Origin of the sequence: Sulfitobacter sp. TCYB15, assembly GCF_040435955.1 — a bacterium.
Classification (GTDB): Bacteria; Pseudomonadota; Alphaproteobacteria; order Rhodobacterales; family Rhodobacteraceae; genus Sulfitobacter; species Sulfitobacter pontiacus.
In genome coordinates this window covers 2,740,288-2,767,278 of record NZ_CP159193.1, presented here as the reverse complement: position 1 = coordinate 2,767,278, position 26,991 = coordinate 2,740,288, and the positions used below count along the sequence as shown (strand labels likewise).

The window sequence follows — 26,991 nt, the reverse complement described above, 5'->3', positions numbered from 1 at the left end:
GTAGTGATTGTGAGGCAACAAGACGATAGGGGCGCCGTGACCAATACTGACTGGAATGCCGTAAACATCGTGAACCCGCAGGGGCAGGGGGGCTGGCTGTTGGTGTGTGAACACGCCTCGCGCCGGATACCCGATGCGTTGGACGGGTTGGGGTTGTCCCCTGCGGCAAGCTGTTCGCACGCCGCGTGGGACATCGGCGCGCTGGATGTGGCGCACGCGCTGTCAGATGCTCTGGACGCGCCTTTGGTGGCCGGTGACATCTCCCGTCTGGTCTATGATTGCAACCGCCCGCTTGCGGCCCCGGACTGTATTCCGGCGCGCAGCGAGATCTATGACATCCCCGGAAATGCCGCTTTGGACGATGCCGGACGGCAGCAGCGTTTTGATCAGGTGCATACGCCATTTCACGATGCGGTCGCGCGTGTTCGCGAAAGCTGGCAGCCCGCCCAAGCCGCACCGGTGCTGGTCACGATCCACAGCTTTACGCCTGTCTATAACGGGGCGACCCGCGCGGTTGAACTCGGCTTTCTCTATCACGCGCAGCCCGCCGCCGCGCAGGCATTGCTGGCGGTCGAACAGGCGCGGGGGCGATATGCTTCGGCGCTGAACGAACCCTATGCCGCGACGGACGGCGTGACCTATACGCTTGAAGAACATGGCGAGGCGCAGGCGCTGCCCGCCGTGATGATCGAGATTCGCAATGATCTGATCGATACACCCGAAAAAGCGCAGTCCATGGCGCGGCATCTGGCCGAAAGCCTGACCCAAGCCTTTCCCATCCCCGACAGCGAGGCCGCAGAATGAACGCGATGCGCAGATATATCCGGGTGGTCGATGGCTTTAACTATGGCCTTGGCCGGATCATGATGTACGGGATTTTTGTGCTCATGGGGATCCTGCTGTGGTCGTCCTATAACAAGACATTCGCCTCGCCCCAGATCTGGACGCTGGAAATGGCGCAGTTCGTGATGGTGGGCTACTACATCCTTGGCGGGCCTTATGCTTTGCAGATGGGCGCGAACGTGCGGATGGACCTGTTCTATGCCGAATTGACCCCGCGCAAGAAGGCCTGGACGGACTGTATCACCGTCTTTTTCCTGCTGATCTATCTGGTGATCCTGCTATGGGGCGGTATCGAATCCACGATGTATTCGTTCAAATACGGGGGGGAGCGCAGCCCGACCGCGTGGCGTCCCTATATGTGGCCGGTCAAAGTGACCATGTGCATCGGCATCACCCTGATGCTGCTTCAAGCTGTCTCTGAACTGTTCAAGGACATCCTTTTCCTCAAATCGGCAGAGGAGACCCGCGATGCCCTATGAGTTGATCGCCATCCTGATGTTTTCGACCATGATGCTGATGCTGCTGACCGGACAGCGCGTGTTCGGGGCCATCGGCTTTGTCGCGGTGATTGCGGCGCTGTTTCTTTGGGGGGATCGCGGCGGCTATGACATCGGGTTCTCTGCCGCGATCAAGCTGATGCGTTGGTATCCGCTGCTGACCCTGCCGATGTTCATCTTCATGGGCTACGTGCTGTCGGAAAGTAAAATTGCCGACGATCTATATAAAATGTTTCACGTGTGGATGGGCGGTTTGCGCGGCGGGCTGGCCATCGGGACGATCGGGCTGATGGTGCTGATCTCTGCTATGAACGGCCTGTCGGTGGCGGGCATGGCGATTGGGGCCACGATTGCGCTGCCCGAGCTTTTGAAACGCAACTATGACAAGCTGATGGTGACAGGGGTCATTCAGGCGGGGTCCAGCCTTGGCATCCTTGTGCCGCCGTCGGTCGTGCTGGTGCTGTATGCGATGATTGCGCGGCAACCAGTGGGGCAATTGTGGCTGGCGGGCGCGATCCCGGGGCTGATGATGGCCACGATGTTCATCATCTATATCGCCATCCGCTGCCGCCTGAACCCCGATCTGGGCCCCGCCCTTTCCGCCGAGGAACGCGATGTGGGTTGGCCCGAAAAGCTGCGCTTGCTGCGCGCGGGCCTGCTGCCGGTTGTGATCTTTGCCGTGATGATGGTGCCCTTTGTGAACGGCTGGACCTCGCTTGTCGAAAGCTCTGCCATTGGTGCGATTGCGGCCTTTCTGGCTGCGGTGCTCAAGGGGCGGATGACGCGGGCGGTGTTCGAGACTTCGGTGCGCCAGACCCTTGCGATCACGTGCATGTTCATGTGGATCATCCTCGCCGCGCTGGCCTTTGGTGCGGTGTTTGACGGGCTTGGGGCGGTCAAGGCGATTGAAAACCTGTTTACCGAACAATGGGGTCTGAACCCTTGGGTGATCCTGATCCTGATGCAGCTTTCGTTTCTGGTCATGGGGACGTTTCTTGACGACACGGCGATGCTGGTCATCGTGGCCCCGCTCTATGTGCCGCTGGTGGGCGCGCTCGGGTTCGATCTGGTGTGGTATGGTGTGCTTTATACGATCACCTGCCAGATCGCCTATATGACGCCGCCCTTTGGTTATAACCTGTTCCTGATGCGCGCCATGGCCCCGCCAGAGATCACGATCCGCGATATCTACCGGTCGATCATCCCCTTTGTCGGGGTGATGGTGCTGGCGCTCGCGGTGGTCATGATCTTCCCGCAGATCGCGCTTTGGCTGCCGGACTATGTCTATGGAAAATAAGCATTAACAACCAAGCGGTCAGAGCAACTGGCCCTTTTCATCCCAACCCCAACAAGGAGTATGAGACATGACAACAAGACGTAAGTTCCTGAAAGGTGCCGCCGTTGCCGGTCCGGCAACCCTTGCCGCACCATCGATCCTGCACGCCCAAGAGCCGATCCGCTGGCGTTTCCAGACCTATGCGGGGTCTGCACTAGGCGAAGAGGTGACGAAACCGGCCATCGACGCAATCAACGCCGCTGCCCAAGGTGAGCTGGAAATCGAGCTGTTCTACGCCGACCAGATCGTCCCCACGGGCGAGCTTTTCCAAGCGCTGCAACGCGGCACCATCGACGGCGTGCACTCGGATGATGACTCCATGGCGTCGCCCACGCCTGTGCGGTCCTTCGGCGGGTATTTCCCGCTGGCGACGAAACACGCGCTCGACGTGCCGGTGCTGTTTAACCAATACGGTCTGGCCGACATCTGGCGCGAGGAATACGCCAAGGTTGGCGTGCATTGGCTGTCTGCGGCGGGGCAAGATCCGTGTAACTTCAACACCGTCAAGCCGATCAAATCGCTGGCCGACATGGACGGGCTCAAACTTTATACCTTCCCGACGGCGGGTCGCTTCCTGTCGCAATTCGGCGTTGTGCCGGTTAACATCCCTTACGAGGACGCTGAAGTCGCGGTGCAGACGGGCGAGCTGGACGGTATGGCGTGGTCGGGCATCACCGAAGACTACACCGTCGGCTGGGCCGATGTGACCAACTACTTCTGCACCAACAACATCTCGGGGGCGTGGATCGGATCGTTCTTCGTCAACGCCGAGAAATGGGCAGAGCTGCCGGACCACCTCAAGCAGATCGTGAACTCCGCGATCGAGGCGAGCCACACCTACCGCAACCAATGGTACTGGGGCGGCGAGGCGCGTCTGCGTGCATCGGGCGAGAAGCTGGAGCTGACATCCGTACCGCAGGACGAATGGAAAGTGGTCGAGGAAGCGGCAGTGAAATTCTGGGACGAGATGGCGGAAGAAGGCGAAACCGCCGCCAAGATCGTGCAGATTTTCCGCGACTATAACAACGTCATCTCGAAAGCGGGCCCGCCCTATACTTTCGGCTGATCCGGCTTTGACATCATGACCATCGGGGCGGCGCATCTGTGCCGCCTCCTCACATCAAAAGGGACGTTTGCAGATGGGCAACCTTACTTTCGACACGCTCAAGGACCTGGCCGCCAAAGGCGAGGTGGACACGGTGCTGGTGGCACTGGTGGACATGCAGGGCCGCCTGATGGGCAAGCGTTTTCACGTCACGAATTTCATCGATCATTCCCACGCGGAGACGCATTGCTGCAACTATCTGCTGGCAACCGATCTGGTGATGTCCACGCCCGAGGGCTTTGCCTCGACCAGCTGGGAAACCGGCTATGGCGACTATGTGCTGCGGCCTGATCTGTCGACCATGCGCCATGTGCCGTGGCTGGATAAAACCGTGCTGGTGCTTGGCGATGTGCTGGATCACCACACCCACGAACCTGTCTCCCATTCGCCGCGCGCCATGCTGAAAAAGCAGATCGCCCGTCTGGATGCGCTTGGCTTTGACGCGATGATGGCGACCGAGCTTGAGTTCTTTCTGTTCGAGGGCGACTACCGCACCTTGCAGAAAGAAAAATACGCCAACCTCGTGCCCCTGAACGGCCACAACGAAGACTACTGCCTGTTCCAGACCACGAAAGAGGAAAGCTTCCTCCAGCCGCTGCGCAACCATCTGGTGGGGGCGGGGATTCCGGTCGAATGCACCAAGGGCGAGGCCGAGGTCGGCCAGCAAGAGCTTAACATCCGCTATGCCGATGCGCTGGCCTGTGCCGATCATCACACGATTTCGAAACAAGCGGTGAAAGAGATCGCCTATCAGCAGGGGTTCTCGGCCTCTTTCCTGCCCAAGTGGTCGGCGGATAAGGTGGGGTCGTCCAGCCACGTGCATATGTCGCTGTGGAAAGACGGCACGCCTGCATTCTATGACAAGGACGCCAAGCTGGGCATGTCGCAGATGATGCAGCATTTCATGGCGGGTCTGATCGCCTATGCCCCTGATATCACTTATTTCTTCGCGCCCTATATCAACAGCTACAAACGCTTTGCCAAAGGCACCTTTGCGCCTACGAAAACCGTCTGGTCTGTCGATAACCGCACCGCGGGCTTCCGGCTGTGTGGCGATGGCACCAAGGGGATTCGCGTTGAATGTCGCATCGGCGGGTCTGACCTGAACCCCTATCTGGCGCAGGCTGTGTTGCTGGCGGCGGGCCTCAAGGGGATCGAGGAAAAGCTGCCCCTGCAAGAGCCGACGATGGGCGATGTCTACGAAGACGCCAACGTCACCGAAATCCCCCGCACCCTGCGTGCCGCGACCCAAACGCTGCGCAACTCTGCCATGCTGCGCGAGGCCCTTGGCGACGACGTGGTTGACCACTACACCCGCGCAGCCGAATGGGAGCAGGAGGAATACGACAAGGTCGTGACCGACTGGGAAATCAACCGCGGATTTGAGCGAGCATAAGCCATGACAAACACTTTGAAATGTATCTCACCGATTGACGGATCGGTTTACCTTGAACGCCCTGTCCTGTCGCTGGATGCGGCACGCGATGTCTGCGCCCGCGCCAAGGCAGCACAAGGCGCATGGGCCGCGCGCCCCTTGTCCGAACGTGTCCAACTGGTGCGCGATGCCATTGCCGAGGTGGGCAAAACCACCGATCGTATGGCGCAGGAACTGGCGCATCAGATGGGCCGTCCCGTGCGCTATGGCGGCGAGTTCGGCGGCTTTGCCGAGCGCGGCAACTATATGGCAGATATCGCCGAAAAGGCGCTGGCCCCGACGATTGTCGAAGACAGCGACAAGGCTACCCGCAAGATCACCCGCGAGGCGCGCGGCGTTGTGCTGGTCGTGGCCCCGTGGAACTACCCCTATATGACGGCGATCAACACGGTCGCGCCAGCGCTGATCGCGGGCAATACCGTTGTGCTGAAACACGCCACCCAAACCCTGCAAGTGGGTGAACGTCTGGCCGAAGCTTTCCACGCCGCCGGCATCCCCGACGATGTCTTCCAGAACGTCTTTCTTGATCACGACACCACCTCGGCGCTGATCGCCGAACGGCAGTTCGGTTTCGTGAACTTCACCGGCTCGGTCGGGGGCGGCAAGGCGATGGAGATTGCAGCCGCAGGCACCTTCACCCCGGTTGCGACGGAACTGGGGGGCAAAGACCCCGGCTATGTGCGCGCCGACGCGGATGTCGACGCCGCTGTTGACGGGCTGATGGATGGGGCGATGTTCAACGCGGGGCAGTGCTGCTGCGGGATCGAACGGATTTATGTGCACGAAAGCCTGTATGATGCCTTTGTCGAAAAGGCCGTGGCTTGGGTCAATGCGCTCAAGCTTGGCAACCCGCTTGAGGCGGATACCGATATCGGCCCCATGGCGAACGTCCGTTTCGCCGCCGAGGTCCGCGCCCAGATATCCGAGGCCGTCGCCGCCGGTGCCACCGCGCTGATCGATACCTTTGAGGCGGATGACGGCGGTGCGTATCTCACACCGCAGATCCTGACCAACGTCACCCACGACATGCGCGTGATGCGCGACGAAAGCTTTGGCCCCGTCGTCGGCATCATGCCCGTCAAGGACGACGCCGAAGCGATTGCGCTGATGAACGACTGCCAGTTCGGCCTGACCGCCGCGATCTTTACCAAGGATGCGGATGCCGCCGATGTGATCGGCGCGCAGCTGGAAACCGGCACCGTGTTCATGAACCGCTGCGATTACCTTGATCCGGCCCTGTGCTGGACCGGCTGCAAGGACACAGGGCAGGGCGCGGGCCTGTCCGAGCTTGGCTATCAGTCGCTGACGCGCCCCAAATCTTACCACCTGAAAAAGGCTTGATCCGTATGGCACTGCAAAACAACTGGTCCTACCCCACCGCCATCCGCTTTGGCGCGGGCCGTATTTCTGAAATCGGAGAGGCCTGCGTGGCCACGGGGATGAAAAACCCCTTGCTGGTGACGGACAAGGGTCTTGCCTCGATGGAGATCACGACCCGCACGCTGGACCTGCTGGACGGCGCAGGCTTTGGCCGCGCGATGTTCTCGGAAGTGGACGCAAACCCGACCGAGCTGAACCTCGAGGCGGGGCTGAAGGTCTACCGCGAGGGCGGGCATGATGGTGTGATCGCCTTTGGCGGTGGCTCTGGTCTTGATCTGGGCAAGATGGTCGCCTTCATGGCGGGACAGTCGCGGCCTGTGTGGGATTACGAGGATGTGGGCGATTGGTGGACCCGCGCCGATGCCGACGCCATCGCGCCGATCATCGCGGTGCCCACCACGGCGGGCACCGGGTCCGAAGTGGGGCGCGCGTCGGTGCTGACCAACTCTGAAACCCATGTGAAAAAGATCATTTTCCACCCCAAGGTGCTGCCCAGCATCGTGATCTGCGACCCCGAACTGACGGTAGGGATGCCCAAACATATCACCGCAGGCACCGGCCTTGATGCCTTTGCCCATTGCGTCGAGGCGTTCAGCAGCCCGCATTACCACCCCATGTCGCAAGGTATCGCGCTGGAGGGCATGCGGCTGGTCATCGACTATCTGCCGCGCGCCTATGCAGACGGCAACGACATCGAAGCGCGCGCGCAGCTGATGTCGGCGGCGGCGATGGGGGCGACGGCGTTCCAGAAGGGTCTGGGCGCGATCCACGCCATGAGCCACCCGATCGGCGCGGTGTTTAACACGCACCACGGCACCACCAATGCGGTCTGCATGCCCGCGGTGCTGGACCTGAACGAGCCTGAAATCCGCGAACGCTTTGACCGCGCGGCAGGGTATCTGGGGATCGACGGCGGCTATGACGGCTTCCGTGCCTTCGTGCAGGAGTTCAACGACAGCTTCGGTATCCCGCGCAAACTGTCGGACATGGGCGTAAGCGCAGACCGGATCGACGATCTCGTCGCGATGGCGCTTGAAGATCCGTCTTGCGGTGGCAACCCCGTGACATTGACCACCGAAAACCTGCGCAAGCTGTTCGAGGCGACAATCTAAACTTCCGCAGAGGGCCCAAAAGAAAACCACCCCCGACGGTCTGCGTCGGAGGTGGTCTGCCGCACCGGGGGGACGGGCGGTGGGGCCCGCCGCGTTGGGGAACGCGGTCGGGCAAATCCAGCAGGGAACGAGGTAAGCCCGCTGGAAGACGCTTACGCTTTTTGATCGGCCAATGTGCCGATGGTGACCGTCCGCGTGACCTCTTTGCCCTTGTGCAGGACCATGACCTCGGCTTTGGCTTCCGGATCGGTTTCGGCCACAGCGCGGGTCAGATCGCGCAGTTCCTTGATCTCTGTGTCGTTGAACGACAGGATGATATCACCTTTCTCAAGACCCGCTTTCTTGGCCGGGCTGTCATCGCCGATGGCTTCGATCACCGCCCCTTTCGGCGCGTCCAGCCCCAGCACTTGCGCGACCTCTGCCGTCATCGGACGGATTTGTACGCCAAGCCAGCCGCGGGTGATTTCCCCGTCGTCGGACAGGTCGGCCACGATGTCCTGCACCAGATCGGATGGTACGGAAAAGCCGATCCCGACAGAGCCGCCATCAGGCGACAGGATCGCGGTGTTCACGCCAATCACTTCGCCCGCGTTATTGAACAGCGGCCCGCCGGAGTTGCCACGGTTGATCGCCGCATCGGTCTGGATAAAGTCATCATAGGGGCCTGCGTTGATATTACGCGACTTGGCCGAGATGATGCCGGTGGTGACCGTGCCACCCAGACCAAAGGGGTTGCCCATGGCGACCACCTCGTCGCCGACGCGCATGTCATCGGAAGACCCGAATTTCACCGCTGGAAGGTCCACATCCGCTTCGACCTTGAGAACGGCAATATCTGTCAGCACATCGCTGCCGACCACCTTGGCGTCAAAGCTGCGGCCATCGGCCAGCTTGACCTTGACCGTGTCGGCACCGGTGACAACGTGGTTGTTCGTTACGATCATTCCGTCCTTGGACACGATAAAGCCCGACCCAAGCCCGTGCATCGGCTGTGCGCCAGCCGGTCCTTGTGGCATCAGTTGTTCAAAACGTTTGCGCAGCTCCTCTGGCATGCCTTCGGGCAGTTGCACCTGCGCGCTGGCCTGCTCTGCCGTGCCGGTCACCTCGATGAAGACAACAGCGGGTGAGATTTGTTCTACCAGATCGGCATAGCCGCCGGCGGGCACCGCCAGAGCCGCCGTCGGGGCAAGCGTCATGGCCGAGGTAGAGGCGAGGGCCGCTGCGAGCACAAAGGGTGCGGCGCGGCGAGGGGAGGAGAAAAGAGTTGTCATGGGTGGTTCCTTCGTCTTCAGGGATGACACCCAAATGGCAGCCCATTCTAACAGCGGGTTTTTGCGGGCTATACAAATGTGTAAACTTGTCTCTCGCAGGTGGCAGCACGCCCTATATCAGGTATCGAAGGATCAAAGCCTCAATGGACCATTGTATATGAAACTGCTTGTCGTCGAAGATGATGCAACCACCGGAACCTATATCGCGCGGGGGTTGCGCGAAGAAGGGCATACCGTTGATCTTGTCGCTGAAGGGCGCGAGGGGCTGATACAGGCGACCTCGGGTGCTTACGACGTGCTGATCGTCGACCGGATGCTGCCAGAGATCGACGGGCTGACCCTGGTCAAGACCTTGCGCGGTGCGGGTAACCTGACGCCGGTGCTGTTTCTGACCGCCATGGGCAGCGTCGATGACCGTATCAGCGGATTGAACGCAGGCGGCGACGACTATCTTGTCAAACCCTTCGCCTTTGGCGAGCTTTCGGCGCGTGTCACCGCTCTCGCACGGCGCCCCCAAGCGATGGAGCAGGAAACCGTGCTGCGTGCAGGCGATCTTGAAATGCAACTGATCACCCGCAAGGTGACCCGCGCCGGACAGGAGATCGACCTGCTGCCTCGTGAATTTGCTCTGCTTGAACATCTGCTGCGTCGCAAGGGCAGGGTGCAGACCCGGACCATGTTGCTTGAGGCGGTCTGGGACATCAGCTTTGACCCGATGACCAACGTTGTCGAAACCCACATCAGCCGTTTGCGGGCCAAGGTGGACAAACCCTTTGACCGCGAGCTGATCCAGACCGTGCGCGGTGCCGGCTACCGGATCGACGGATGACCGCGCGTCTGGCGCAGCTATGGCGGTCCATGCCGGTGCGGTTGGCGCTGCTGCTGGTCTTGCTCTTCTCGACCGTCAGCCTGATGGGGTTGGCGGCCAGCTATGCGGTGACGCAGAATTCATTTGAAACCGCGATCCGTGCGGATCTTGAACAGGATATCGCGGGCTTTCGCGCGGCCCCCAATGCCCGCGCTGTGGCCCTGCTGGTGGACGCTGAATCGCGCGACGCCGATCCCAGCCGCGTAGTGCTTAGCTATATCACCCCGTCGGGGCGTATCTATGGTAACGGGGCCATCGCGCGAGATGACGAAGGCTATCATATCGTGTCGCTGGCCGAGGGACGGGCCGAATATGACGGGGTCTACCTGTCGCTGACAACGCCGCTGTATGGCGGGCAGTTGACCGTCGCCCGCAGCCGCGCGCAGATCGAAGGGTTGCGCACGGTGTTCCTGAATATCCTGCTGATCAGCCTGCTGCCCACGGTGCTGGTCGCTTTGTCGGGCGGGCTTTATCTGGCGCGGCGCAGCAAGCGGCATGTGGATGTCATCGGGCGCACGCTGGATGACCTGACGACCGGCGATCTTGCTGCGCGGGTGACCGTGTCGCCGGGGTGGGCGGATGATCTGCAACGTATCGGCAGCAAAGTGAACCAGATGGCAGGCGCACAAGAGGCGCAGACCCAGATGCTGCGGCAGGTATCGTCGGACATTGCGCATGACCTCAAGACACCGATCCAGCGCGTCGCGGTGCATCTGGACGATCTGGCGCGCAGCCTGCCCGAAGACACGGACGAAGGCATCTTGCTGGCCAAAGCGCAGGAGGAGGTCGCGGGCATCGCATCGGTCTTTCAATCGCTGCTACAGATCGCTTCGGTCGAGGCAGGGTCGCCCAAGACGCATTTCGCCTCTGTCGATCTGAACCAGCTTTGCGAGACCCTCACCGAAGTGTACGAGCCCGCCGCCGCGGCCAAGCAGCAGCGGTTGCACAGCGTCGTGCCCGACGCGCAAATCACCGTCTCGGGCGATAAGAACCTGTTGGGGCAGATGATGTCGAACCTGCTGGAAAACGCCATGCGCCACACGCCCGAGGGCAGCGAGATCACCCTGACGCTTTCCCATGCGCAGGGTCAGCCTGTGATCGAGGTGGCTGACAATGGCCCCGGCATCCCCGAAGACGCGCGCGACAAAGTGCTGCGCCGCTTGTATCGATTGGATGCCAGTCGCCACACGCCGGGCAACGGGCTGGGGCTCAGCCTTGTGGAGGGGGTGGTAAAGCTGCACGGCGGGCAGATCGCGCTGCTGGACAACGCGCCGGGGCTTCTTGTGCGCATCACCCTATAGCACGCCCGTCTTCTGCGGCGATTTGAGCATGTGACTTATGGGGGGTGCAGCGCTATCTAGGGTGTAAGGGCCGAAACCCGTTGTTTTTGGCCATTCACTACGAGGTACGACATGCTTGATGGGTTTTCCGCCGAGGTTCTGGCACGGGTCCAATTCGCCTTTACCGTTTCGTTTCACATTATTTTTCCGGCGTTCTCGATCGGGTTGGCCAGCTTTCTGGCTGTGGTGAATGCGCTTTGGCTTTGGACCAAGGACGAAACCTACAGGGTGCTTTTCGACTACTGGAAAAAGATATTTGCCGTGGCCTTTGGCATGGGCGTCGTGTCGGGCATTGTGATGTCCTATCAATTCGGGACCAACTGGTCGGTCTTCTCTGACAAGGCGGGGCCGGTGGTCGGGCCGCTGATGGCCTATGAGGTGCTGTCGGCCTTCTTCCTCGAGGCCGGCTTTCTGGGCATCATGCTGTTTGGTCTGAAACGGGTCGGGCCGGGGCTGCATATGTTTGCCACAGCGATGGTTGCCTTTGGCACGTTGCTTTCCGCCACTTGGATCTTGTCGGTGAACAGCTGGATGCAGACCCCCGCGGGCTATGGCTTTAACGACGTGGAGCAGTTCATTCCGCTGGATTGGTGGAAGATCGTCTTCAACCCGTCCTTCCCCTACCGTTTGCTGCATATGGTGCTGGCGGCTTATCTGACGACGGCGCTGGTTGTGGGCGCTGTGGGTGCGTGGCACTTGCTGAAGGACAATCAGGGGCCTGCGTCGCGGCGCATGTTCTCTATGGCGATGTGGATGCTGCTGCTGGTCACCCCCTTGCAGATCGCGGCAGGGGATTTCCACGGCATCAACACGCTAGAGCATCAGCCCGCCAAGGTCATGGCGATGGAGGGGCATTTCGACAGCCACCCCGACGGCGCGCCGCTGATCCTGTTCGGTATTCCTAATCAGGCAGAAAAACGGGTCGATTACGCCATCGAGGTGCCGAAACTGTCGTCGCTGATCCTCAAGCATGACCTGAACGCGCCGCTGGCCGGGCTGGACACGATCCCTGACGAGGACGAGCCGCCGGTTGCCATCGTCTTTTTCTCGTTCCGGGTGATGGTGGGGCTTGGTTTTGCCATGCTGGGCTTTGGCCTCTGGGGCGGGATCGCGCGCTGGCGCGGGACGCTGCACAGCTCGCGCTGGTTGCATCGGGCGGCGATCGTCATGGGGCCGATGGGCTTTGTCGCCGTGCTGGCCGGGTGGATCACGACCGAGGTCGGGCGTCAGCCCTTTACCGTCTACGGGCTGCTGCGCACCAGTGACAGCCTTGCGCCAGTCAGCGCGCCTGCGGTTGGTGCATCGTTGATCTCGTTCATCGTGGTCTATTTCTTCGTCTTCGGGGCGGGGGTGTTCTATATCCTCGGGCTGATGCGCAAACGCCCCCATGTGGGCGCGCAGGAAGAGCTCACCGACGGGCCGGTGCGGGCGGCGGGGACGACTCCGGTGGCGCAGGACAAGACCCAAGACATAGCAGCGTCAGAGTAGGAGACAGCAGATGTTTGGATTAGAGCTTTCGTTTATCTGGGCCGGCATCATCGCGCTTGCGGTGCTGATCTATGTCATTCTCGACGGATTCGACCTTGGGGTCGGGCTATTGTTCCCGTTGTCCAAGGACGAGGGCGAACGCGATGTGATGATGAACTCTGTCGCGCCGATCTGGGACGGCAATGAAACGTGGCTGGTTCTGGGCGGCGGCGGTTTGTTCGCCGTTTTCCCGCTGGCCTATGCCACGGTGATGCCCGCGCTTTATATGCCGATCATCCTGATGCTGCTGGGGCTGGTCTTTCGTGGCGTCGCTTTCGAATACCGCTGGCGCACGGTGCGGGGCAAACATCTGTGGGATATCTCGTTCTTCGGGGGCTCGCTGGTGGCCTCCATGTGTCAGGGGATCGCGCTTGGCGCGCTGGTGCAGGGGATCGAGATCGAGAACCGCGCCTATGCCGGCGGCTGGTGGGACTGGCTGACGCCATTCTCTGTCCTGACCGGTTTCGCGGTGACCGTCGGCTATGCGATGCTGGGCGCGACCTGGCTGAACATGAAGCTCGAGGGGCGTATTCAGGCGCATATGCGGCGGCTGGCCTGGCCCTTTGCCATTGCGACACTGGTGTTCATGGGGCTCGTCAGCCTTTGGACGCCCTTCCTGAATGACGCTTTCTTTGGCCGCTGGTTCGCCTTTCCGACCGCGATCTTCAGCTTTCTGGTGCCTGCCTTGGTGGCCGCGGCCGTCTATGGGCTGTTCCACGGGCTGCAACGTCATTGGGATGTGACGCCGTTCCTCTGCGCGCTGGCGCTGTTCGTGCTGGGCTTTATCGGGATCGGGATCAGCTTTTATCCCTATATCGTGCCTTCCTCGCTGACCATCGTCGAGGCCGCCGCACCAGACAGCAGCCTCAAGTTCGCCTTGGTCGGCACCTTGGTCCTGCTGCCGATGATCCTGTCTTACACGATCTATACCTATTGGGTGTTCCGCGGGAAGATCGACCCCGAAGAGGGCTACCACTGATGCGACGCAACTGGATGACACGCACCGGGTGGTTTGTCCTGATCTGGGTGCTGAGCGTCGCTGCGCTTGGGCTGGTGGCCTATGGGATCCGATTGATGATCATGCCCTGAGGGGGAGCATGGCGGGGCCAGGCATCTGCCGTTGGGTAATTTCACAAGGGCCGGGGCAAGGGGGTTGCAAAGCCGCCAATGCTCTGGCCCTTTTGCGTGAAATAGCAAAAGGATCCCCCGATGCGCGCCATGCAAGTCACCGCCTATGACCAGCCTGTGTCCGAACAAGAGCTGGAAATGCCCGTCCCCGCCGCTGGCGAAGTGTTGATCAAGGTCGATGCCTGCGGGTTGAACTTTGGTGACCTGCTGATGATCAAGGGGACATATCAGCAAAAGCCGGATCTGCCCTTCACGCTGGGGATGGAGCTTTCGGGCAGCGTCGCCGCCGTAGGTGAGGGCGTGACCGATCTGGCCGTTGGTCAACGGATCGCAGCCTATAGCGGTCTGCTGGGGCTGGCCGAATATGCCGCCATTCCCGCCAATGTCTGCGTGCCGATCCCCGACGATATGCCGGCCGAGGATGCCGCGGCCTTTCTTGTGGCCTATGGCACCAGCCATGTGGCGCTGGACTACAAGGCGCGGCTGCAACCGGGGGAACGTCTGCTGGTGCTGGGGGCATCAGGCGGGGTCGGGCTGACCGCGGTGGAGCTGGGCAAGCTCATGGGGGCAGAGGTCATCGCCTGCGCCCGTGGTGCGGCCAAGCTGGAGATTTGCCGCGCTGCCGGGGCCGACCATCTGATCGATTCAGAAACCGATGACATCCGCGAGGTGGTGAAATCCTTGGGCGGGGCGGATGTCGTCTACGACCCGATCGGCGGCGACCAGTTCAAGGCGGCGCTGCGGGCCTGCAACCCCGAGGCCCGCATCCTGCCGCTTGGGTTTGCCTCGGGCGAGGTGCCGCAGATCCCTGCCAATATCCTGCTGGTCAAGAACATCGACGTGCTGGGTTTTTTCTGGGGCGGCTACAAGAATTTCAAACCGCAGGTGCTGACAGACAGCTTCAAGGTGCTGATTGACTGGTATAGCGCCGGCAAGCTGAAACCCCATGTAAGCCACGTGCTGCCGCTGGATCAAGCGAACGAAGCGCTGGATCTGCTGCGCACGCGCAAGGCGACGGGCAAGGTCATCGTACGGGTCAGCTAGGGTCTGCGTTTTATTTGGAGATTTGGCGACTGTTGAGGTCTTTTGCGGCCCTATCGCAAAAGCCGGACCCGCGCGTTTGACCTTGGCGTCGCCAATTGATGTGCGCTAGGTTGTCGCAAAGCCATCAACGGAGAGCCCCCATGAAAATGTCAGAGACCCGCCAGATCGCAGCCAGCCCGGCAGAGGTATATGCCGCGCTGCTGGACCCTGACATGCTGATCAAATGCGTCCCCGGCGCGACCGAGGTGACCGGTTCGCCGGAAGAAGGGTTCGAGGCGACCGTGGTGCAGAAGGTCGGCCCCGTCAAAGCCACGTTCAAGGGGCAGGTCACCATGACCGATATGGTGCCTGACCAGTCGATCAAGATCAGCGGCGAAGGCAAAGGCGGTGCTGCGGGCTTTGCCAAGGGCGAGGCGGACGTGACGCTGGCTGCTGTCGATGGCGGGACCGAGCTTTCCTATGACGTCGAGGCCAAGGTCGGCGGCAAGCTTGCGCAGCTTGGCAGCCGGATCATCGACGGGTTTGCCAAAAAGATGGCGGACCAGTTCTTTAACAACCTGCAAGAAACGCTTGAGGGCCCAGCCGAGGATGCGCCGGCGGAAGCGGCAGAGGCAGCGGATGCACCAGCCGAGAAAAAGGGCTGGTTCGGCCGCAGCAAAAGCTGACGGGTAGGGCCTGTTCACTTTGGAATAATCAGTCTAGTTTCCGGCCAACAACACCGGAGACGCCCATGCCTGACATCGTAAAGATCACCGACCTGCGCAAGGCCTATGCGGATGGGTTCGAGGCGCTGAAAGGCGTGTCGCTGAACATCCGAGAGGGCGAAATCCTTGCCCTGCTTGGCCCTAATGGCGCAGGGAAAACAACACTTATTTCAACCATTTGCGGGATCACGACCGGCACAGGCGGTAGCGTCACTGTGGGCGGTTTCGACACGGTAGACGACTACCGTGGTGCGCGGTCGATGATCGGGCTGGTACCGCAAGAGATCAACCTTGAACCCTTTGAAAAAGTCATCAGCACTGTGCGTTTCTCGCGCGGGTTGTTTGGGAAGCCCAAGGATGATGCAGCAGTTGAAAAGATCCTGCGGCAGCTATCGCTGTGGGACAAGAAAGACAGCCAGATCCGCGCCTTGTCGGGCGGGATGAAACGTCGTGTCTTGATTGCCAAGGCATTGGCGCACGAGCCCCGCGTCCTGTTCTTGGACGAACCCACCGCCGGCGTCGACGTAGAACTGCGCCGCGATATGTGGAATATCGTCGCGGATCTGAAAGCCAGCGGCGTGACCATCATCCTCACCACCCACTATATCGAGGAAGCCGAGGCGATTGCCGACCGGATTGGTGTGATCGCCCATGGCGAGCTGCTGCTGGTCGAGGATAAAGACACGTTGATGTCACGCATGGGGAAAAAGCAGTTGGTGGTGCAGCTGACCCAACCGATTGACGCGATCCCCGACAGTCTTGTCTCTGACGCGCTGACACTGTCCGACGACGGGCACGCGTTGATCTATTCCTATGACACGCGGGCAGAGCGGACGGGCATCACCAAGCTCTTGTCCGATGTCGCGGCCGCGGGGCTTGTGCTGTCTGATCTTGAGACGTCGCAAAGCAGTCTTGAGGATATTTTTGTCGATCTGGTCAAGGAGGACGCGGCATGAACTGGATCGCTGTCAAATCCATCTACACGTTTGAAATGGCGCGCTTCTTTCGCACCATCACGCAGAGTCTGATCTCTCCGGTGTTGTCGACGTCGCTGTATTTCGTAGTGTTCGGCGCGGCGATCGGCAGCCGTATCCAAGAGGTAGAAGGCATCAGCTATGGCGCGTTCATTGTACCGGGGCTGATCATGCTTAGCGTGATCACGCAGTCGATCTCGAACGCGTCCTTTGGCATCTATTTCCCCAAGTTCATCGGCACCGTGTTCGAACTTTTATCCGCGCCGGTTAACTTTATCGAAATTGTCTGTGGCTATGTCGGGGCTGCGGCGACCAAAGCTCTGTTTATCGGGGTGATCATCCTGCTCACGGCGTTCTTCTTTGTGGACATCACCATTCAACATCCGATCTGGATGGTGGCCTTTCTGGTACTGACCTGCATCAGCTTTTCGCTGATGGGCTTCATCATCGGGATTTGGGCGGGCAACTTTGAACAGTTGCAGCTTGTGCCGCTGTTGATTGTGACGCCCTTGGTCTTCCTTGGGGGATCGTTCTATTCGATCTCTATGCTGCCGCCGGTGTGGCAGGTGATCTCTCACTTTAACCCGGTGGTGTATCTGATCTCGGGCTTCCGCTGGGCCTTCTTCGGATCGGCGGATGTGCCGATTGTAACCAGCCTTTTGGCCATCGCGGGCTTTACGGCGCTGTGTCTTGCGGTGATCGGTTGGATTTTCCGTACCGGCTGGCGGATTAGGCAGTAAGTATCGGGTGCCCTCCTTGTTTGCAGGTATGGTGCACTCTACATGGGAAGGTATGAGAAAATACCTTCCCTTTTTGGCCTCCCGTCCGACGGTTTCCGTGGTGCGACTGTCCGGCGTGATCGGGGGCCGCACCCGTGGTGGCCTGAACGACAGCGGCATTGGCCCCGCCATCGACAAGGCATTCAACCGCGGCAAACCCGCGGCTGTGGTTTTGGAAATCAGCAGTCCCGGCGGTAGCCCGGTGCAATCGTCGTTGATCGGCGCGCGCATCCGGCGTCTGGCTGAGGAAAAGAACATCCCCGTCATCGCCTTTGTCGAAGATGTCGCGGCCTCTGGCGGATATTGGCTGGCCGCGGCTGCGGATGAGATCTATGCCGATCCCAGTTCCGTTCTGGGGTCCATCGGTGTGATCTCGGCGTCTTTTGGTGCGGATGAATTTATCCAACGCCACGGGGTAGAGCGGCGGGTTTATACCGCAGGCCAGTCCAAATCCATGCTCGACCCGTTCCGCCCTGAAAAGCCCGAAGATGTCGCGCGGTTGAAGCAACTGCTGGAGGATATCCACGGAAACTTTATCGATCACGTCACATCACGCCGCGGGAGCAAGCTCTCCTCTGACACTGACCTGTTCACCGGAGAGGTCTGGCTGGCGAAACGCGCCACCGAGCTGGGGCTGATCGACGGCATCGGCCACCTGCGCCCGATGATCAAGCAACGCTTTGGCGACAAGGTGAAGTTCAACCGCTACGGCACCAAAAAAGGGCTGCTGTCCCGCTTTGGTGCGCAGATTATCGGCGACGCGGTCGACAGTATTGAAGAGCGCGCGGCCTATGCGCGGTTCGGGCTCTGACGCATGGTCTTTAAGATTGTCTTATTGTTTCTGGTCGCCATGGGCACGCTCGCATGGTTTGGAAAGATGCACTGGTTGGGCGGTAAGCGCCTGAGCCAGAAGAAATGTAATAATTGTGGACGCTATCGCATTGGGAAATCTCCCTGCGGATGCGGGGGTAAACGCGGATGATTATGCCTTGGGTTCTAAGTGTTTTGGGGCTGGTAATTTTGTTGCTGGCCGGGGATGCGTTGGTTAAGGGGGCGGTCAACCTGTCCTTGCGCCTCGGCGTGCCCGCTTTGATCGTCAGCCTGACGATTGTGGCGTTCGGGACGTCTGCGCCCGAATTGCTGGTGTCGATCAAGGCGGTGCTGGACGATTCACCGGGGATCGCATTGGGCAATGTCGTGGGGTCGAACACCGCCAACATCCTGCTGGTGCTCGGGGTGCCCGCCTTGCTGGCGACGATGCACACGTCAGAGTGTAGCACGCGCAAGACGTTCAACATGATGATTGCCGCTTCGGTTTTGTTCATCGGGCTGGCGTATCGTGGCGTTTTCGATTTCTGGGCGGGTTTCGTGTTGCTGGGGGCCTTGGCCTATGTGCTGTACGACATGTACCGCGACGGCAAAGAGCATCGCCGCGAATGTAAAAACGCTGCCGCCGCGGACCTGGAAGAGCCCGAAGGGGCCGATCCCGATATGCCGGGCTGGCGCATTGCGGTATTCCTTGTGCTCGGGTTGGTGGGTTTGCCCCTCGGGGCGGGGCTGCTGGTGGATAATGCGTCCATGATCGCGCGCGCCTACGGGGTTAGCGACACGGTCATCGGGCTGACGCTGGTGGCAATCGGAACCTCGATGCCCGAACTCGCTACGACTGTCATGGCTGCGCTGCGTCGTCAGGCTGATGTCGCCTTAGGTAATGTGATCGGGTCCAACCTATTCAACCTGCTGGGCATTATCGGTATCGCGAGCCTTGTAGGGCCGATCCGTGTTGATCCGGAATTCCTGCGGTTCGATCTGTGGGTCATGCTGGGGGCGTCGCTGCTGTTGATCCCCTTTGTGTATCTGGGGCGTGACATCAACCGTATCTGGGGCATCGTTCTATGTGCTGTCTATGCGGGCTATATGGCGGCTGTTCTGATCTAAAAGAGGTGCGGTATGAAACACGCGTTGGTAACCGGAGCCGGAGCCCGCTTGGGGCGTGCCATGGCGCTATATCTCGGGGATCGCGGGTATGACGTTGCGGTGCATTACAACAGCTCGTCCGACGGTGCCGACGAGGTTGTGTCCGAGTTGAAGGCAAAGGGGCGGCAGGCTGTCGCCCTGCAAGCCGATCTGCTGGACGAGACCGCAACGCATGATCTGCTGCCACGCGCGGCAGGGGCGCTTGGCGGGCCGATCACCTGCCTTGTGAACAACGCGTCGATTTTTGAATACGACAACATTTCTACCGCGACAGAGGAAAGCTGGCACCGCCATATCGGCAGCAACCTGCGGGCACCTTTCATTCTGACGCAGGCCATGGCCGCGCAAGGCTTGGCTCCGGAGACTGACGCGCAGGACGAGCCCGTCGCCGTGGGGCTGATCATCAATATGCTGGACCAGCGTGTGCGCAAGCTCACGCCGGAGTTCATGACATATACCATCGGAAAAATGGGGTTGTGGGCGCTGACCCAGACATCTTCCCAAGCACTGGCACCGGCGATACGGGTCAATGCAATCGGTCCGGGGCCGACCCTGAAGGGGGCCAAGCAGACCGACGAACACTTTGCGCGGCAGCGGTCCAAGGTGATTCTCGAACGGGGGGCGAATCCCCGCGATATTACTGCTGCATTGGGCTATTTCCTTGATGCGCCGTCGGTCACGGGGCAGTTGATCTGCACGGACGGGGGGCAGCACCTAGGCTGGAAAACCCCCGACGCGCAAGGCCTAGAATAGGCTTTCCACGCAAGTTGTGCACCGCGGTCACATTGGTAACAAAACCGTTACAAAAAGGGGCGTGTTTTCAGTGGGTTGGAAAGTGTTAATAAAAATAACGTCTAAAATCAATGGCTTGCACATATGCCTAAAAATTAGGCAAACACCGGAAGCCCCATTAATACATGGGAAAATCCGCGCTGTTTGAAAGTTATCTGCAAGGTTATCCACAAGAGTCGTGGGTATGTTTAATCTTGTCCTACCGCTAACACTGTTGCAGCCAAAAGGTCCGAACGCTCGAATCAATGTCAGACGCTAACGAAAAACCCAAAACCGGCCATGAGGTGATTCAATCGTACCTGAAAACGATTGATGGCTCTCCTGGTGTGTACCGGATGCTCGATTCGGAAAGCCGTGTCCTTTACGTGGGCAAGGCGCGGAATCTGCGGGCGCGGGTAAGCAACTACGCGCGGCCGTCAGGTCATTCGGGCCGGATCGCGCGGATGATATCAAACACCGCGTCGATGATGTTTCTGACCACGAAAACAGAGACCGAGGCGTTGCTGCTTGAACAGAACCTGATCAAACAGCTCAAGCCGAAATTCAACGTGCTGCTGCGCGATGACAAGAGCTTTCCCAATATTCTGGTAACGGCCACGCATGATTATCCGCAGATCAAAAAGCACCGTGGGGCCAAAAAGGAAAAGGGCAATTACTACGGGCCCTTCGCCAGCGCCGGTGCGGTGAACCGTACGCTGAACCAGCTGCAACGGGTGTTCCTGCTACGCGATTGCTCTGACGCGATGTTCGAAAGCCGCTCGCGCCCCTGTTTGCAGCATCAGATCAAGCGCTGCTCTGCCCCCTGTGTGGGTAAGATCTCGCCCGAGGAATATCGCAAGACGGTGCAGGACGCAGAGAAATTCCTCAACGGTAAGTCCACCGATATTCAGGGCAGGCTGGCGACCGAGATGGCCGAGGCGTCAGAGGCGATGGAGTTTGAACGCGCCGCCGCCCTGCGCGACCGGATCAAGGCGCTGACGCAGGTACAAACGGCACAGGGGATCAACCCGCAAGGCGTTGCGGAAGCGGATATTATCGCGCTGCACCTGGATCAGGGGCAGGCTTGCGTGCAGGTCTTCTTTATCCGCGCCAACCAGAACTGGGGGAACCGCGACTACTATCCCCGTGTGGGCCCCGATGTGGATGCCGCCGAGGTGCTGGAGGCTTTTATTGGTCAGTTCTATGACACCCGCGAACCACCGCGTCAGCTGATCCTGTCGAACGACATCGAAAGCCCCGATCTGATGGTCGAGGCGCTGTCGGGGAAGCTGGGGCGTAAAGTTGACATCGTGGTCCCCAAACGTGGCGAAAAAGCAGAGCTGGTCGATGGGGCGCTGCGCAACGCGCGCGAATCTCTGGCGCGTAAACTGGCAGAGACAGCGACCCAGACGAACCTTCTTAAAGGTATCGCTGACGCCTTTGATCTGCCTGCGCCGCCGCAACGGATCGAGGTCTACGATAACTCCCACATCCAGGGGACGAACGCGGTTGGCGGTATGATTGTCGCCGGCCCCGACGGGATGATGAAAAACCAGTACCGCAAGTTCAACATTCGCGGCGATGACCTGACGCCGGGGGATGACTTTGGCATGATGAAAGAGGTGCTGACCCGCCGTTTCAAACGGTTGCTCAAGGAAGACCCGGACCGCAAGCTTGGCATGTGGCCTGACCTGCTGTTGATCGACGGTGGTGCAGGGCAGGTCAGCGCAGTGGCGTCCATCATGCGCGAATACGGGGTCGAGGATATTCCGATGGTCGGCGTGGCCAAAGGTGTGGATCGTGATGCGGGCAAAGAGGAGTTTTACCGCGTTGGCAAGCGCCCGATGGCCTTGCGGCATAATGATCCGGTTTTGTATTTCATCCAGCGTTTGCGCGACGAAGCCCACCGTTTCGCCATCGGCACCCACCGCGCCAAACGTGCCAAGGCCGTGGGGGCGACGCCCCTTGATGACGTGCCCGGCGTCGGGGCCGCCCGCAAGCGCGCGCTGTTGGCCCATTTCGGGTCAGCCAAGGCCGTTGGTCGCGCGAACTTGAGCGACTTGAAGGCGGTCGACGGGGTGTCGGTTGCTTTGGCCGAACGGATTTATGCGTTTTTCCATGAACGCGGATAGCCCAAAATTTCAGCCTTCGGGCACGTGGTGGGGGCAGGACGCTCCGCGGGGAGTTTATTTTGCAAAATGAAGGCGATGTCTTGGCACTTTCCCCTGTCGTCTTGCCACTGTAGGGTAACGCTATGAAGTGGAATATCCCCAATATCCTGACGCTCTTGCGTCTTGTCGCGGCCCCGGGTGTGGCTGTGATGTTCTTGTATTTTACGCGTCCCTATGCGGACGCTTTGGCGATGTTCCTGTTCATCGCCGCAGCGGTCACCGATTGGTTTGACGGCTATCTTGCGCGCGCATGGGGGCAGGAAACCAAGCTGGGGACCATGCTGGACCCGATTGCCGACAAGGCGATGGTGGTGATTGCGCTGATGGTGATCGTCGCGTTTTCAAGCTGGTCGCCATGGCTGGTGCTCCCTGCCACCGTCATCCTGTTTCGCGAAGTCTTTGTTTCGGGCCTGCGGGAGTTTCTGGGGGATGTGTCCGGCACCTTGAAGGTCACGGCGCTGGCCAAGTGGAAGACAACCGCGCAGATGGTCGCGATTGCCGTGCTGTTCGGGCAGGGGCTGTTTGAACACTACTTTGGCATGTCGATTTTCGGCATGGATAACGCCTTGGTCGGTGCCATACTCTCTGGTGAGGAAGAGGACGTTCTAGGGCTCACCTGGAAGTTCCACGGGATGATCTGGGCCGGCCGGATCGGGTTGGTGCTGCTTTGGATTGCGGCGGCGCTGACGGCGATCACCGGCTATGATTATCTGCGCAAATCCATGCCCCATCTGGTGGAGCCACGCTGATGAATATCTTGTATTTTGCATGGGTTCGCGAACGTATCGGGCTTCCTCGTGAGAAGGTCGAGACGTCGGCGCGCACTGTTCTGGACCTTGTAGAGGAACTGCGCGCACGCGAAGAACGCTATGCTGTCGCCTTTTCCGATCTGTCCGGCCTGCGTGTCGCCGTGGATCAGGAACTTGCCGATTTCGATGCCTCGTTGGAAGGGGTGCGCGAAGTGGCGTTTTTCCCGCCGATGACAGGGGGTTGAGATGAAGATCTCGGTTCAGGAAGCGGGTTTTGATCTGGGGCAGGAAAGCCAGGATTTTGCTGCCGGCCATCGGGATATGGGAGCCATTGTGACCTTCACCGGCATCGTGCGCGATCTGCCCGATGATCCGTTGCAGGCGATGGAGATTGAACACTACCCCGGCATGACCGAATCTGCCCTGACCGAGATGGCTGAAACCGCGATGGCGCGGTTTTCGCTGGGGGATGCGCTGGTCATTCACCGCTTTGGCCGACTGCTGCCGGGCGAGATGATCATGATGGTCGCCACCGCTGCGCGCCACCGCAAGGATGCGTTTGAAGCGGCTGAATTCCTGATGGATTACCTGAAGTCGCGCGCACCCTTCTGGAAGCGCGAGATCACTGCCAAAGGGGCGGATTGGGTTGCATCAAAGGCAGAAGACGAAGACGCGCTGGCCCGCTGGTAAGCGGCACCTCGGTCTTTCAGCTGGCCTGTTGACGATCGATATAGGCGCGCATTTCTTCGGCTTCGTGACGTGCATCGCGCAACCCGTCCATCGCCGCGCGCAGCTCTGCCTCGGTCTGGTTGAGCTGGTTCGTCAGCTCTGCCTCGCGCTGTTGCAGATAGGTGATCGCCTGATCGCGGGTTTCTTCCGCTTCGTGCAATTCCTGGCTCATCCGGTCAAGCTGGGCGACATCGTCGGCCGCCACGCGGGTAAAGCGGTGCAGCAGCCAGTTGGCAAACCATCCAAGGCAGAAGGCGACGAATAGGATAATCGCTGTCGCGATGACAAATTCGGTTCTGCTCATGTTAGTTGCCTTCTTGGGTCTGGTCGGATGGTGTGTCTGTATCGCCTGTATCCGCGCCATTTTCCAGCGCTGTTTCGTCAGAATCTTCCGACGGGCCTTCATTGATCAGCTTAAATTCGATCCGGCGGTTCGCCTCGCGGCCTTCTTCGGTGTCGTTGGAGGCAACGGGCGATTCTTCGCCATAGCCCTTGGCCACGAAGGAGCCGGTGATTACGCGGCGGGCGCGCAGTTCGTTCAGCACCGATTGGGCCCGCGACTGGCTGAGCGCGAGGTTCATTTCCTCGCGGCCTTGGCTGTCAGTATAGCCCTGTACCTCAAGTGCTATGTCGCGGCAGTCTTGCAGGATTTCGGCAATTTGATCCATCGTACCAAGCGCCGAGGCGTCAATGGTGGCGCTGCCGGGTTCGAAGTTGATCTTGCCCTTGGCCACAACTTTGCCGATCTCGGCTTCGCATTCCTGCGGGGTGGGCAGGCCCAGAACGGGGTCGAGCTTTTCTTGATAGGCGACTTTGACCTCATAGTCTTTGCCTTCGCCCAGTTTGCCTGCCAACAAGGTTGCGATCTGCGTGCTGGCATCGGGGTTACCGGTGTTGCCCGCGACGCTGACGCTATCGGGGGTCACGATGACCGTCCCGTTGGCGAGCTTGGACAGCGCGTCGAGCGCCGACAACACACGCGTCGGCCAATCGGCGGGCAGATCATCGACAATCCGCGCGGCGGTATAGACCTTGTCCGAGCCAAAGCTCGCCTTGGCGTAGCTATCGGCCAATTCGCGCAGCGCGTCGTCTGTCAGACGGCCGCGCAGCTGCACCTGACCTTCGGGCGAGAGCGTGGCGACAAATTCGGGCGGGCCGGCGTCAGGGTCGACAGTTTGGGGCAGGCGGGCATTCAAAGCAAAGACGTCAGGCAGGGCGTTTTCCAGCTCTCCGACGACGCGGTCAAAGACGGCGCGTTCGGTGCCTTCGGCGGCGATCAGGCTGATATCGGCATCGGCAAAGCTGACGGAGCCGCCACCGATCTTGGACAACGCGCCGATGGCTTTCTCCACGGCTTCCGACCACCGCGGGCTTGGCACGCCAAGACCCACCGTGCAGCGTGCCGACCCCGGTGCGCCAGCCGCAACGGCCGCCTTGAGGATCCGGGCGCTGGCCTGTTCGGTATCCGCGCTGCAGGCGTCAAAGCCGGTGCTGTCTTCCTCGATCTGGAAGCGCAGGGTAAAGGGCGTGATCACCGGGCGCGGCGCGGCGATCTCCAGTGTCACCACCAGCCCGGGAGGGGCCGCACGTTTCAGCTGGTTTTCCAGCCGTGCCTTGGCTTCTGCGCTGTCGGAAATGGCCGTGATCGCCACACGCCCCGCTTCGGCAGAGACTTTGGCACGGGGCAGTTTCTCCATCGCGGAAATGGCGAAACCAAAGGCGTCTTCCCATCCGTCGGGGGCAGGGTAATTCGCTGATTCCAGTAGGTCCGCGACATGATCTTGACCGGCGATGGATTGGAAACGGTCGATGGCCGCATCGCGGTCGGTGGTCGTGGGAATCAGCCCGATGATCGAGACGCCGGAATCATTGCGCAAAATCTCGACCGAGAATTTCGGCGCGGCGATTGCGGCCTGCGCGGTCACATCCATCTGGTCAATCACGCGGGCAGCATCGACGATGGTGCCTGCGGTGCTTAGCGCATTGAACCGCGCGACTTCGTCCGGCGCGGTGCCCGACAGGGTGACCTGCAACCCGTCTGCCTGCACTTCGGCCCATGTCATCTCTTTTGCATCAAGCGCATCACGCACGCCGATTTCGGAGTTTTCCTCGATCAGGGTTACCGAAAAGTTCGCAGCCACCAATGAGACGGTCGCAGCAGCGGTAAAGGTCATCGCGATGATCAGGAGTGCAGATAGGCGCATAAGCTCGTTTCTGAAACCGTTAACGTTGGAGCCTTTGATACGCCCGAGGGGACAGGGGTGCAATCACGCCAGCAGGGCTGCGGCAAAAAACACCAGCGGGATCATGCCGGTATCGCGGTTCACACGAAACAGGCGCAAAAGCTTGTCGTTGTCGTTGATGTCGATACCACGCAGCTGCCACGCCATATGCCACCCCATTGCCCAAGGACCGCCAAGGGCGATGACCATCGCCAGAAAGGATGCGGAATCGCGCAGGGCAAAGATCACCGCCAGCCCCATCAGGCCCACGGTGGCGATCAGGAAGCGCCGCAGCCAATGGCCGGTATTGTCTCCGAACAGGCGGGCTGTGGATTTGACCCCGATCAGGGCGTCATCTTCCTTGTCCTGATGGGCATAGATCGTGTCATAAAAAAGCGTCCACGCGATGCCAGCAGCATAGAGCACCACCGCAGGCGCGCCGAGGCTGCCGGTATGGGCGGTCCAGGCCAGCAGCGCGCCCCAGTTAAATGCGATGCCAAGGAAAACCTGCGGCCACCACGTGAAACGTTTGGCAAAAGGGTAAACGGCGACAGGCAGCAGGGCCAGTACACCAAGGGCAATGGCAGCCCCGTTGAAGGTCAGCAAAATGCCAAGCGCGATCAGCATCTGGGCGATCATCCATGCCAGCGCGCCTTTGACGCTGACCTGACCCGAGGGGATGGGGCGTGACCGCGTACGGGCGACCTTGCCATCGATATGCCGGTCGGTGATGTCGTTCCACGTGCACCCCGCGCCGCGCATCAGCCAGGCACCGGCACCGCAGCCGATGAAGATCCACAGGTCGAACCAGCGCGGTTGCTGGTCAAACAGCATCGCCAGTGTCAGCCCCCACCAGCAGGGCAGCAGCAAAAGCCAGGTGCCAATAGGGCGGTCGGCTCGGCTGAGCCGCAGGTAGGGGCGGGTGAAACGCGGCGCAAAACGGTCGACCCAATTGTCCGCAGGGGCATCGACCACGCGTGTCGCATCATTGCCATCTGGTGTCGGCGAGGTGTCGTACATATATCTGTG

27 protein-coding genes are annotated in these 26,991 nt (G+C 60.3%); 23 read left to right on the top strand and 4 right to left on the bottom strand.

Going from position 1 to position 26,991, the window contains the following annotated elements; translation table 11 throughout:
* The first annotated feature begins 36 nt into the window (after positions 1-36).
* The 7 genes from ABM428_RS13330 to ABM428_RS13300 all read left to right on the top strand — a co-directional run bounded on the left by ABM428_RS13330 (position 37) and on the right by ABM428_RS13300 (position 7,708).
* On the top strand, positions 37-804 hold the full coding sequence (locus ABM428_RS13330; RefSeq protein WP_132997794.1) for an N-formylglutamate amidohydrolase: 768 nt from the start codon (positions 37-39) through the stop codon (positions 802-804).
* The gene (locus tag ABM428_RS13325; protein ID WP_005849730.1) at positions 801-1,322 is read left to right on the top strand and encodes a TRAP transporter small permease subunit; all 522 of its coding nucleotides are present in this window, start codon (positions 801-803) and stop codon (positions 1,320-1,322) included. The genes ABM428_RS13330 and ABM428_RS13325 overlap by 4 nt, the downstream gene beginning before the upstream one ends.
* Positions 1,312-2,637, top strand: coding sequence for a TRAP transporter large permease subunit (locus ABM428_RS13320; protein WP_005849728.1), 1,326 nt, complete (start codon positions 1,312-1,314; stop codon positions 2,635-2,637). The genes ABM428_RS13325 and ABM428_RS13320 overlap by 11 nt, the downstream gene beginning before the upstream one ends.
* 67 nt (positions 2,638-2,704) lie before the next feature.
* Positions 2,705-3,742: a TRAP transporter substrate-binding protein gene (locus ABM428_RS13315; protein ID WP_005849726.1), complete on the top strand. Its 1,038-nt coding sequence runs from the start codon at positions 2,705-2,707 to the stop codon at positions 3,740-3,742.
* 73 nt (positions 3,743-3,815) lie between these two features.
* The gene (locus ABM428_RS13310; RefSeq protein ID WP_005849725.1) at positions 3,816-5,177 is read left to right on the top strand and encodes a glutamine synthetase family protein; all 1,362 of its coding nucleotides are present in this window, start codon (positions 3,816-3,818) and stop codon (positions 5,175-5,177) included.
* Between the two features lie 3 nt (positions 5,178-5,180).
* Positions 5,181-6,557 carry an aldehyde dehydrogenase family protein gene (locus ABM428_RS13305; RefSeq protein ID WP_132997793.1) on the top strand — a complete coding sequence of 459 codons (1,377 nt, stop codon included), beginning with the start codon at positions 5,181-5,183 and terminating at the stop codon, positions 6,555-6,557.
* A 5-nt stretch (positions 6,558-6,562) separates the two neighbouring features.
* Entirely contained in the window at positions 6,563-7,708 is a 1,146-nt protein-coding gene (locus ABM428_RS13300) for an iron-containing alcohol dehydrogenase (RefSeq protein ID WP_005849721.1), read from the top strand.
* A 152-nt stretch (positions 7,709-7,860) separates the two neighbouring features.
* Here the strand turns inward: ABM428_RS13300 and ABM428_RS13295 are convergent, their stop codons facing one another.
* Positions 7,861-8,979: a Do family serine endopeptidase gene (locus tag ABM428_RS13295; protein WP_132997792.1), complete on the bottom strand. Its 1,119-nt coding sequence runs from the start codon at positions 8,977-8,979 to the stop codon at positions 7,861-7,863.
* A 157-nt stretch (positions 8,980-9,136) separates the two neighbouring features.
* Here ABM428_RS13295 and ABM428_RS13290 point away from each other — a divergent pair, with 157 nt between their 5' ends.
* The 16 genes from ABM428_RS13290 to ABM428_RS13215 all read left to right on the top strand — a co-directional run bounded on the left by ABM428_RS13290 (position 9,137) and on the right by ABM428_RS13215 (position 23,701).
* On the top strand, positions 9,137-9,808 hold the full coding sequence (locus ABM428_RS13290) for a response regulator transcription factor (protein ID WP_005849717.1): 672 nt from the start codon (positions 9,137-9,139) through the stop codon (positions 9,806-9,808).
* Positions 9,805-11,148: a HAMP domain-containing sensor histidine kinase gene (locus tag ABM428_RS13285; RefSeq protein WP_132997791.1), complete on the top strand. Its 1,344-nt coding sequence runs from the start codon at positions 9,805-9,807 to the stop codon at positions 11,146-11,148. Before ABM428_RS13290 ends, ABM428_RS13285 begins: the two co-directional genes overlap by 4 nt.
* A gap of 111 nt (positions 11,149-11,259) precedes the next feature.
* On the top strand, positions 11,260-12,675 hold the full coding sequence (locus ABM428_RS13280) for a cytochrome ubiquinol oxidase subunit I (protein ID WP_132997790.1): 1,416 nt from the start codon (positions 11,260-11,262) through the stop codon (positions 12,673-12,675).
* Positions 12,676-12,685: 10 nt separating this feature from the next.
* Positions 12,686-13,693: a cytochrome d ubiquinol oxidase subunit II gene (cydB, locus tag ABM428_RS13275; RefSeq protein WP_005849712.1), complete on the top strand. Its 1,008-nt coding sequence runs from the start codon at positions 12,686-12,688 to the stop codon at positions 13,691-13,693.
* Positions 13,693-13,803 carry a DUF2474 family protein gene (locus ABM428_RS13270; protein WP_005849709.1) on the top strand — a complete coding sequence of 37 codons (111 nt, stop codon included), beginning with the start codon at positions 13,693-13,695 and terminating at the stop codon, positions 13,801-13,803. Before cydB ends, ABM428_RS13270 begins: the two co-directional genes overlap by 1 nt.
* 120 nt (positions 13,804-13,923) lie before the next feature.
* Complete coding sequence (locus ABM428_RS13265; protein WP_132997789.1) at positions 13,924-14,886, top strand: NADPH:quinone oxidoreductase family protein; 963 nt, start codon at positions 13,924-13,926, stop codon at positions 14,884-14,886.
* A gap of 140 nt (positions 14,887-15,026) precedes the next feature.
* Positions 15,027-15,551: a CoxG family protein gene (locus tag ABM428_RS13260; RefSeq protein ID WP_064215833.1), complete on the top strand. Its 525-nt coding sequence runs from the start codon at positions 15,027-15,029 to the stop codon at positions 15,549-15,551.
* A gap of 65 nt (positions 15,552-15,616) precedes the next feature.
* Positions 15,617-16,546, top strand: a complete 930-nt coding sequence (locus tag ABM428_RS13255; protein ID WP_005849703.1) for an ABC transporter ATP-binding protein — start codon at positions 15,617-15,619, stop codon at positions 16,544-16,546.
* A complete protein-coding gene (locus ABM428_RS13250) occupies positions 16,543-17,304 on the top strand; it encodes an ABC transporter permease (RefSeq protein WP_005849702.1) in 762 nt (253 codons plus the stop codon). The genes ABM428_RS13255 and ABM428_RS13250 overlap by 4 nt, the downstream gene beginning before the upstream one ends.
* Positions 17,305-17,356: 52 nt before the next feature.
* Complete coding sequence (locus ABM428_RS13245; RefSeq protein ID WP_037944821.1) at positions 17,357-18,154, top strand: S49 family peptidase; 798 nt, start codon at positions 17,357-17,359, stop codon at positions 18,152-18,154.
* 173 nt (positions 18,155-18,327) lie between these two features.
* Positions 18,328-19,281, top strand: coding sequence for a calcium/sodium antiporter (locus ABM428_RS13240; RefSeq protein WP_132997815.1), 954 nt, complete (start codon positions 18,328-18,330; stop codon positions 19,279-19,281).
* A gap of 12 nt (positions 19,282-19,293) precedes the next feature.
* A complete protein-coding gene (locus tag ABM428_RS13235) occupies positions 19,294-20,073 on the top strand; it encodes an SDR family oxidoreductase (protein WP_132997788.1) in 780 nt (259 codons plus the stop codon).
* 284 nt (positions 20,074-20,357) lie between these two features.
* Complete coding sequence (gene uvrC, locus ABM428_RS13230; RefSeq protein ID WP_037944819.1) at positions 20,358-22,223, top strand: excinuclease ABC subunit UvrC; 1,866 nt, start codon at positions 20,358-20,360, stop codon at positions 22,221-22,223.
* 122 nt (positions 22,224-22,345) lie between these two features.
* Positions 22,346-23,011: a CDP-diacylglycerol--glycerol-3-phosphate 3-phosphatidyltransferase gene (gene pgsA, locus ABM428_RS13225; protein WP_005849692.1), complete on the top strand. Its 666-nt coding sequence runs from the start codon at positions 22,346-22,348 to the stop codon at positions 23,009-23,011.
* A complete protein-coding gene (gene moaD, locus ABM428_RS13220; protein WP_005849691.1) occupies positions 23,011-23,256 on the top strand; it encodes a molybdopterin converting factor subunit 1 in 246 nt (81 codons plus the stop codon). The genes pgsA and moaD overlap by 1 nt, the downstream gene beginning before the upstream one ends.
* 1 nt (position 23,257) lies before the next feature.
* Complete coding sequence (locus ABM428_RS13215; protein WP_009825254.1) at positions 23,258-23,701, top strand: molybdenum cofactor biosynthesis protein MoaE; 444 nt, start codon at positions 23,258-23,260, stop codon at positions 23,699-23,701.
* 16 nt (positions 23,702-23,717) lie between these two features.
* Here ABM428_RS13215 and ABM428_RS13210 read toward each other — a convergent pair whose 3' ends face one another.
* From ABM428_RS13210 to ubiA, 3 genes are all read right to left on the bottom strand, one after another.
* The gene (locus tag ABM428_RS13210; protein WP_005849689.1) at positions 23,718-24,044 is read right to left on the bottom strand and encodes a hypothetical protein; all 327 of its coding nucleotides are present in this window, start codon (positions 24,042-24,044) and stop codon (positions 23,718-23,720) included.
* Between the two features lies 1 nt (position 24,045).
* Entirely contained in the window at positions 24,046-25,944 is a 1,899-nt protein-coding gene (locus tag ABM428_RS13205) for an OmpA family protein (RefSeq protein ID WP_037944817.1), read from the bottom strand.
* A gap of 63 nt (positions 25,945-26,007) precedes the next feature.
* The gene (gene ubiA / locus ABM428_RS13200; protein ID WP_132997787.1) at positions 26,008-26,982 is read right to left on the bottom strand and encodes a 4-hydroxybenzoate octaprenyltransferase; all 975 of its coding nucleotides are present in this window, start codon (positions 26,980-26,982) and stop codon (positions 26,008-26,010) included.
* Positions 26,983-26,991 lie beyond the last annotated feature (9 nt).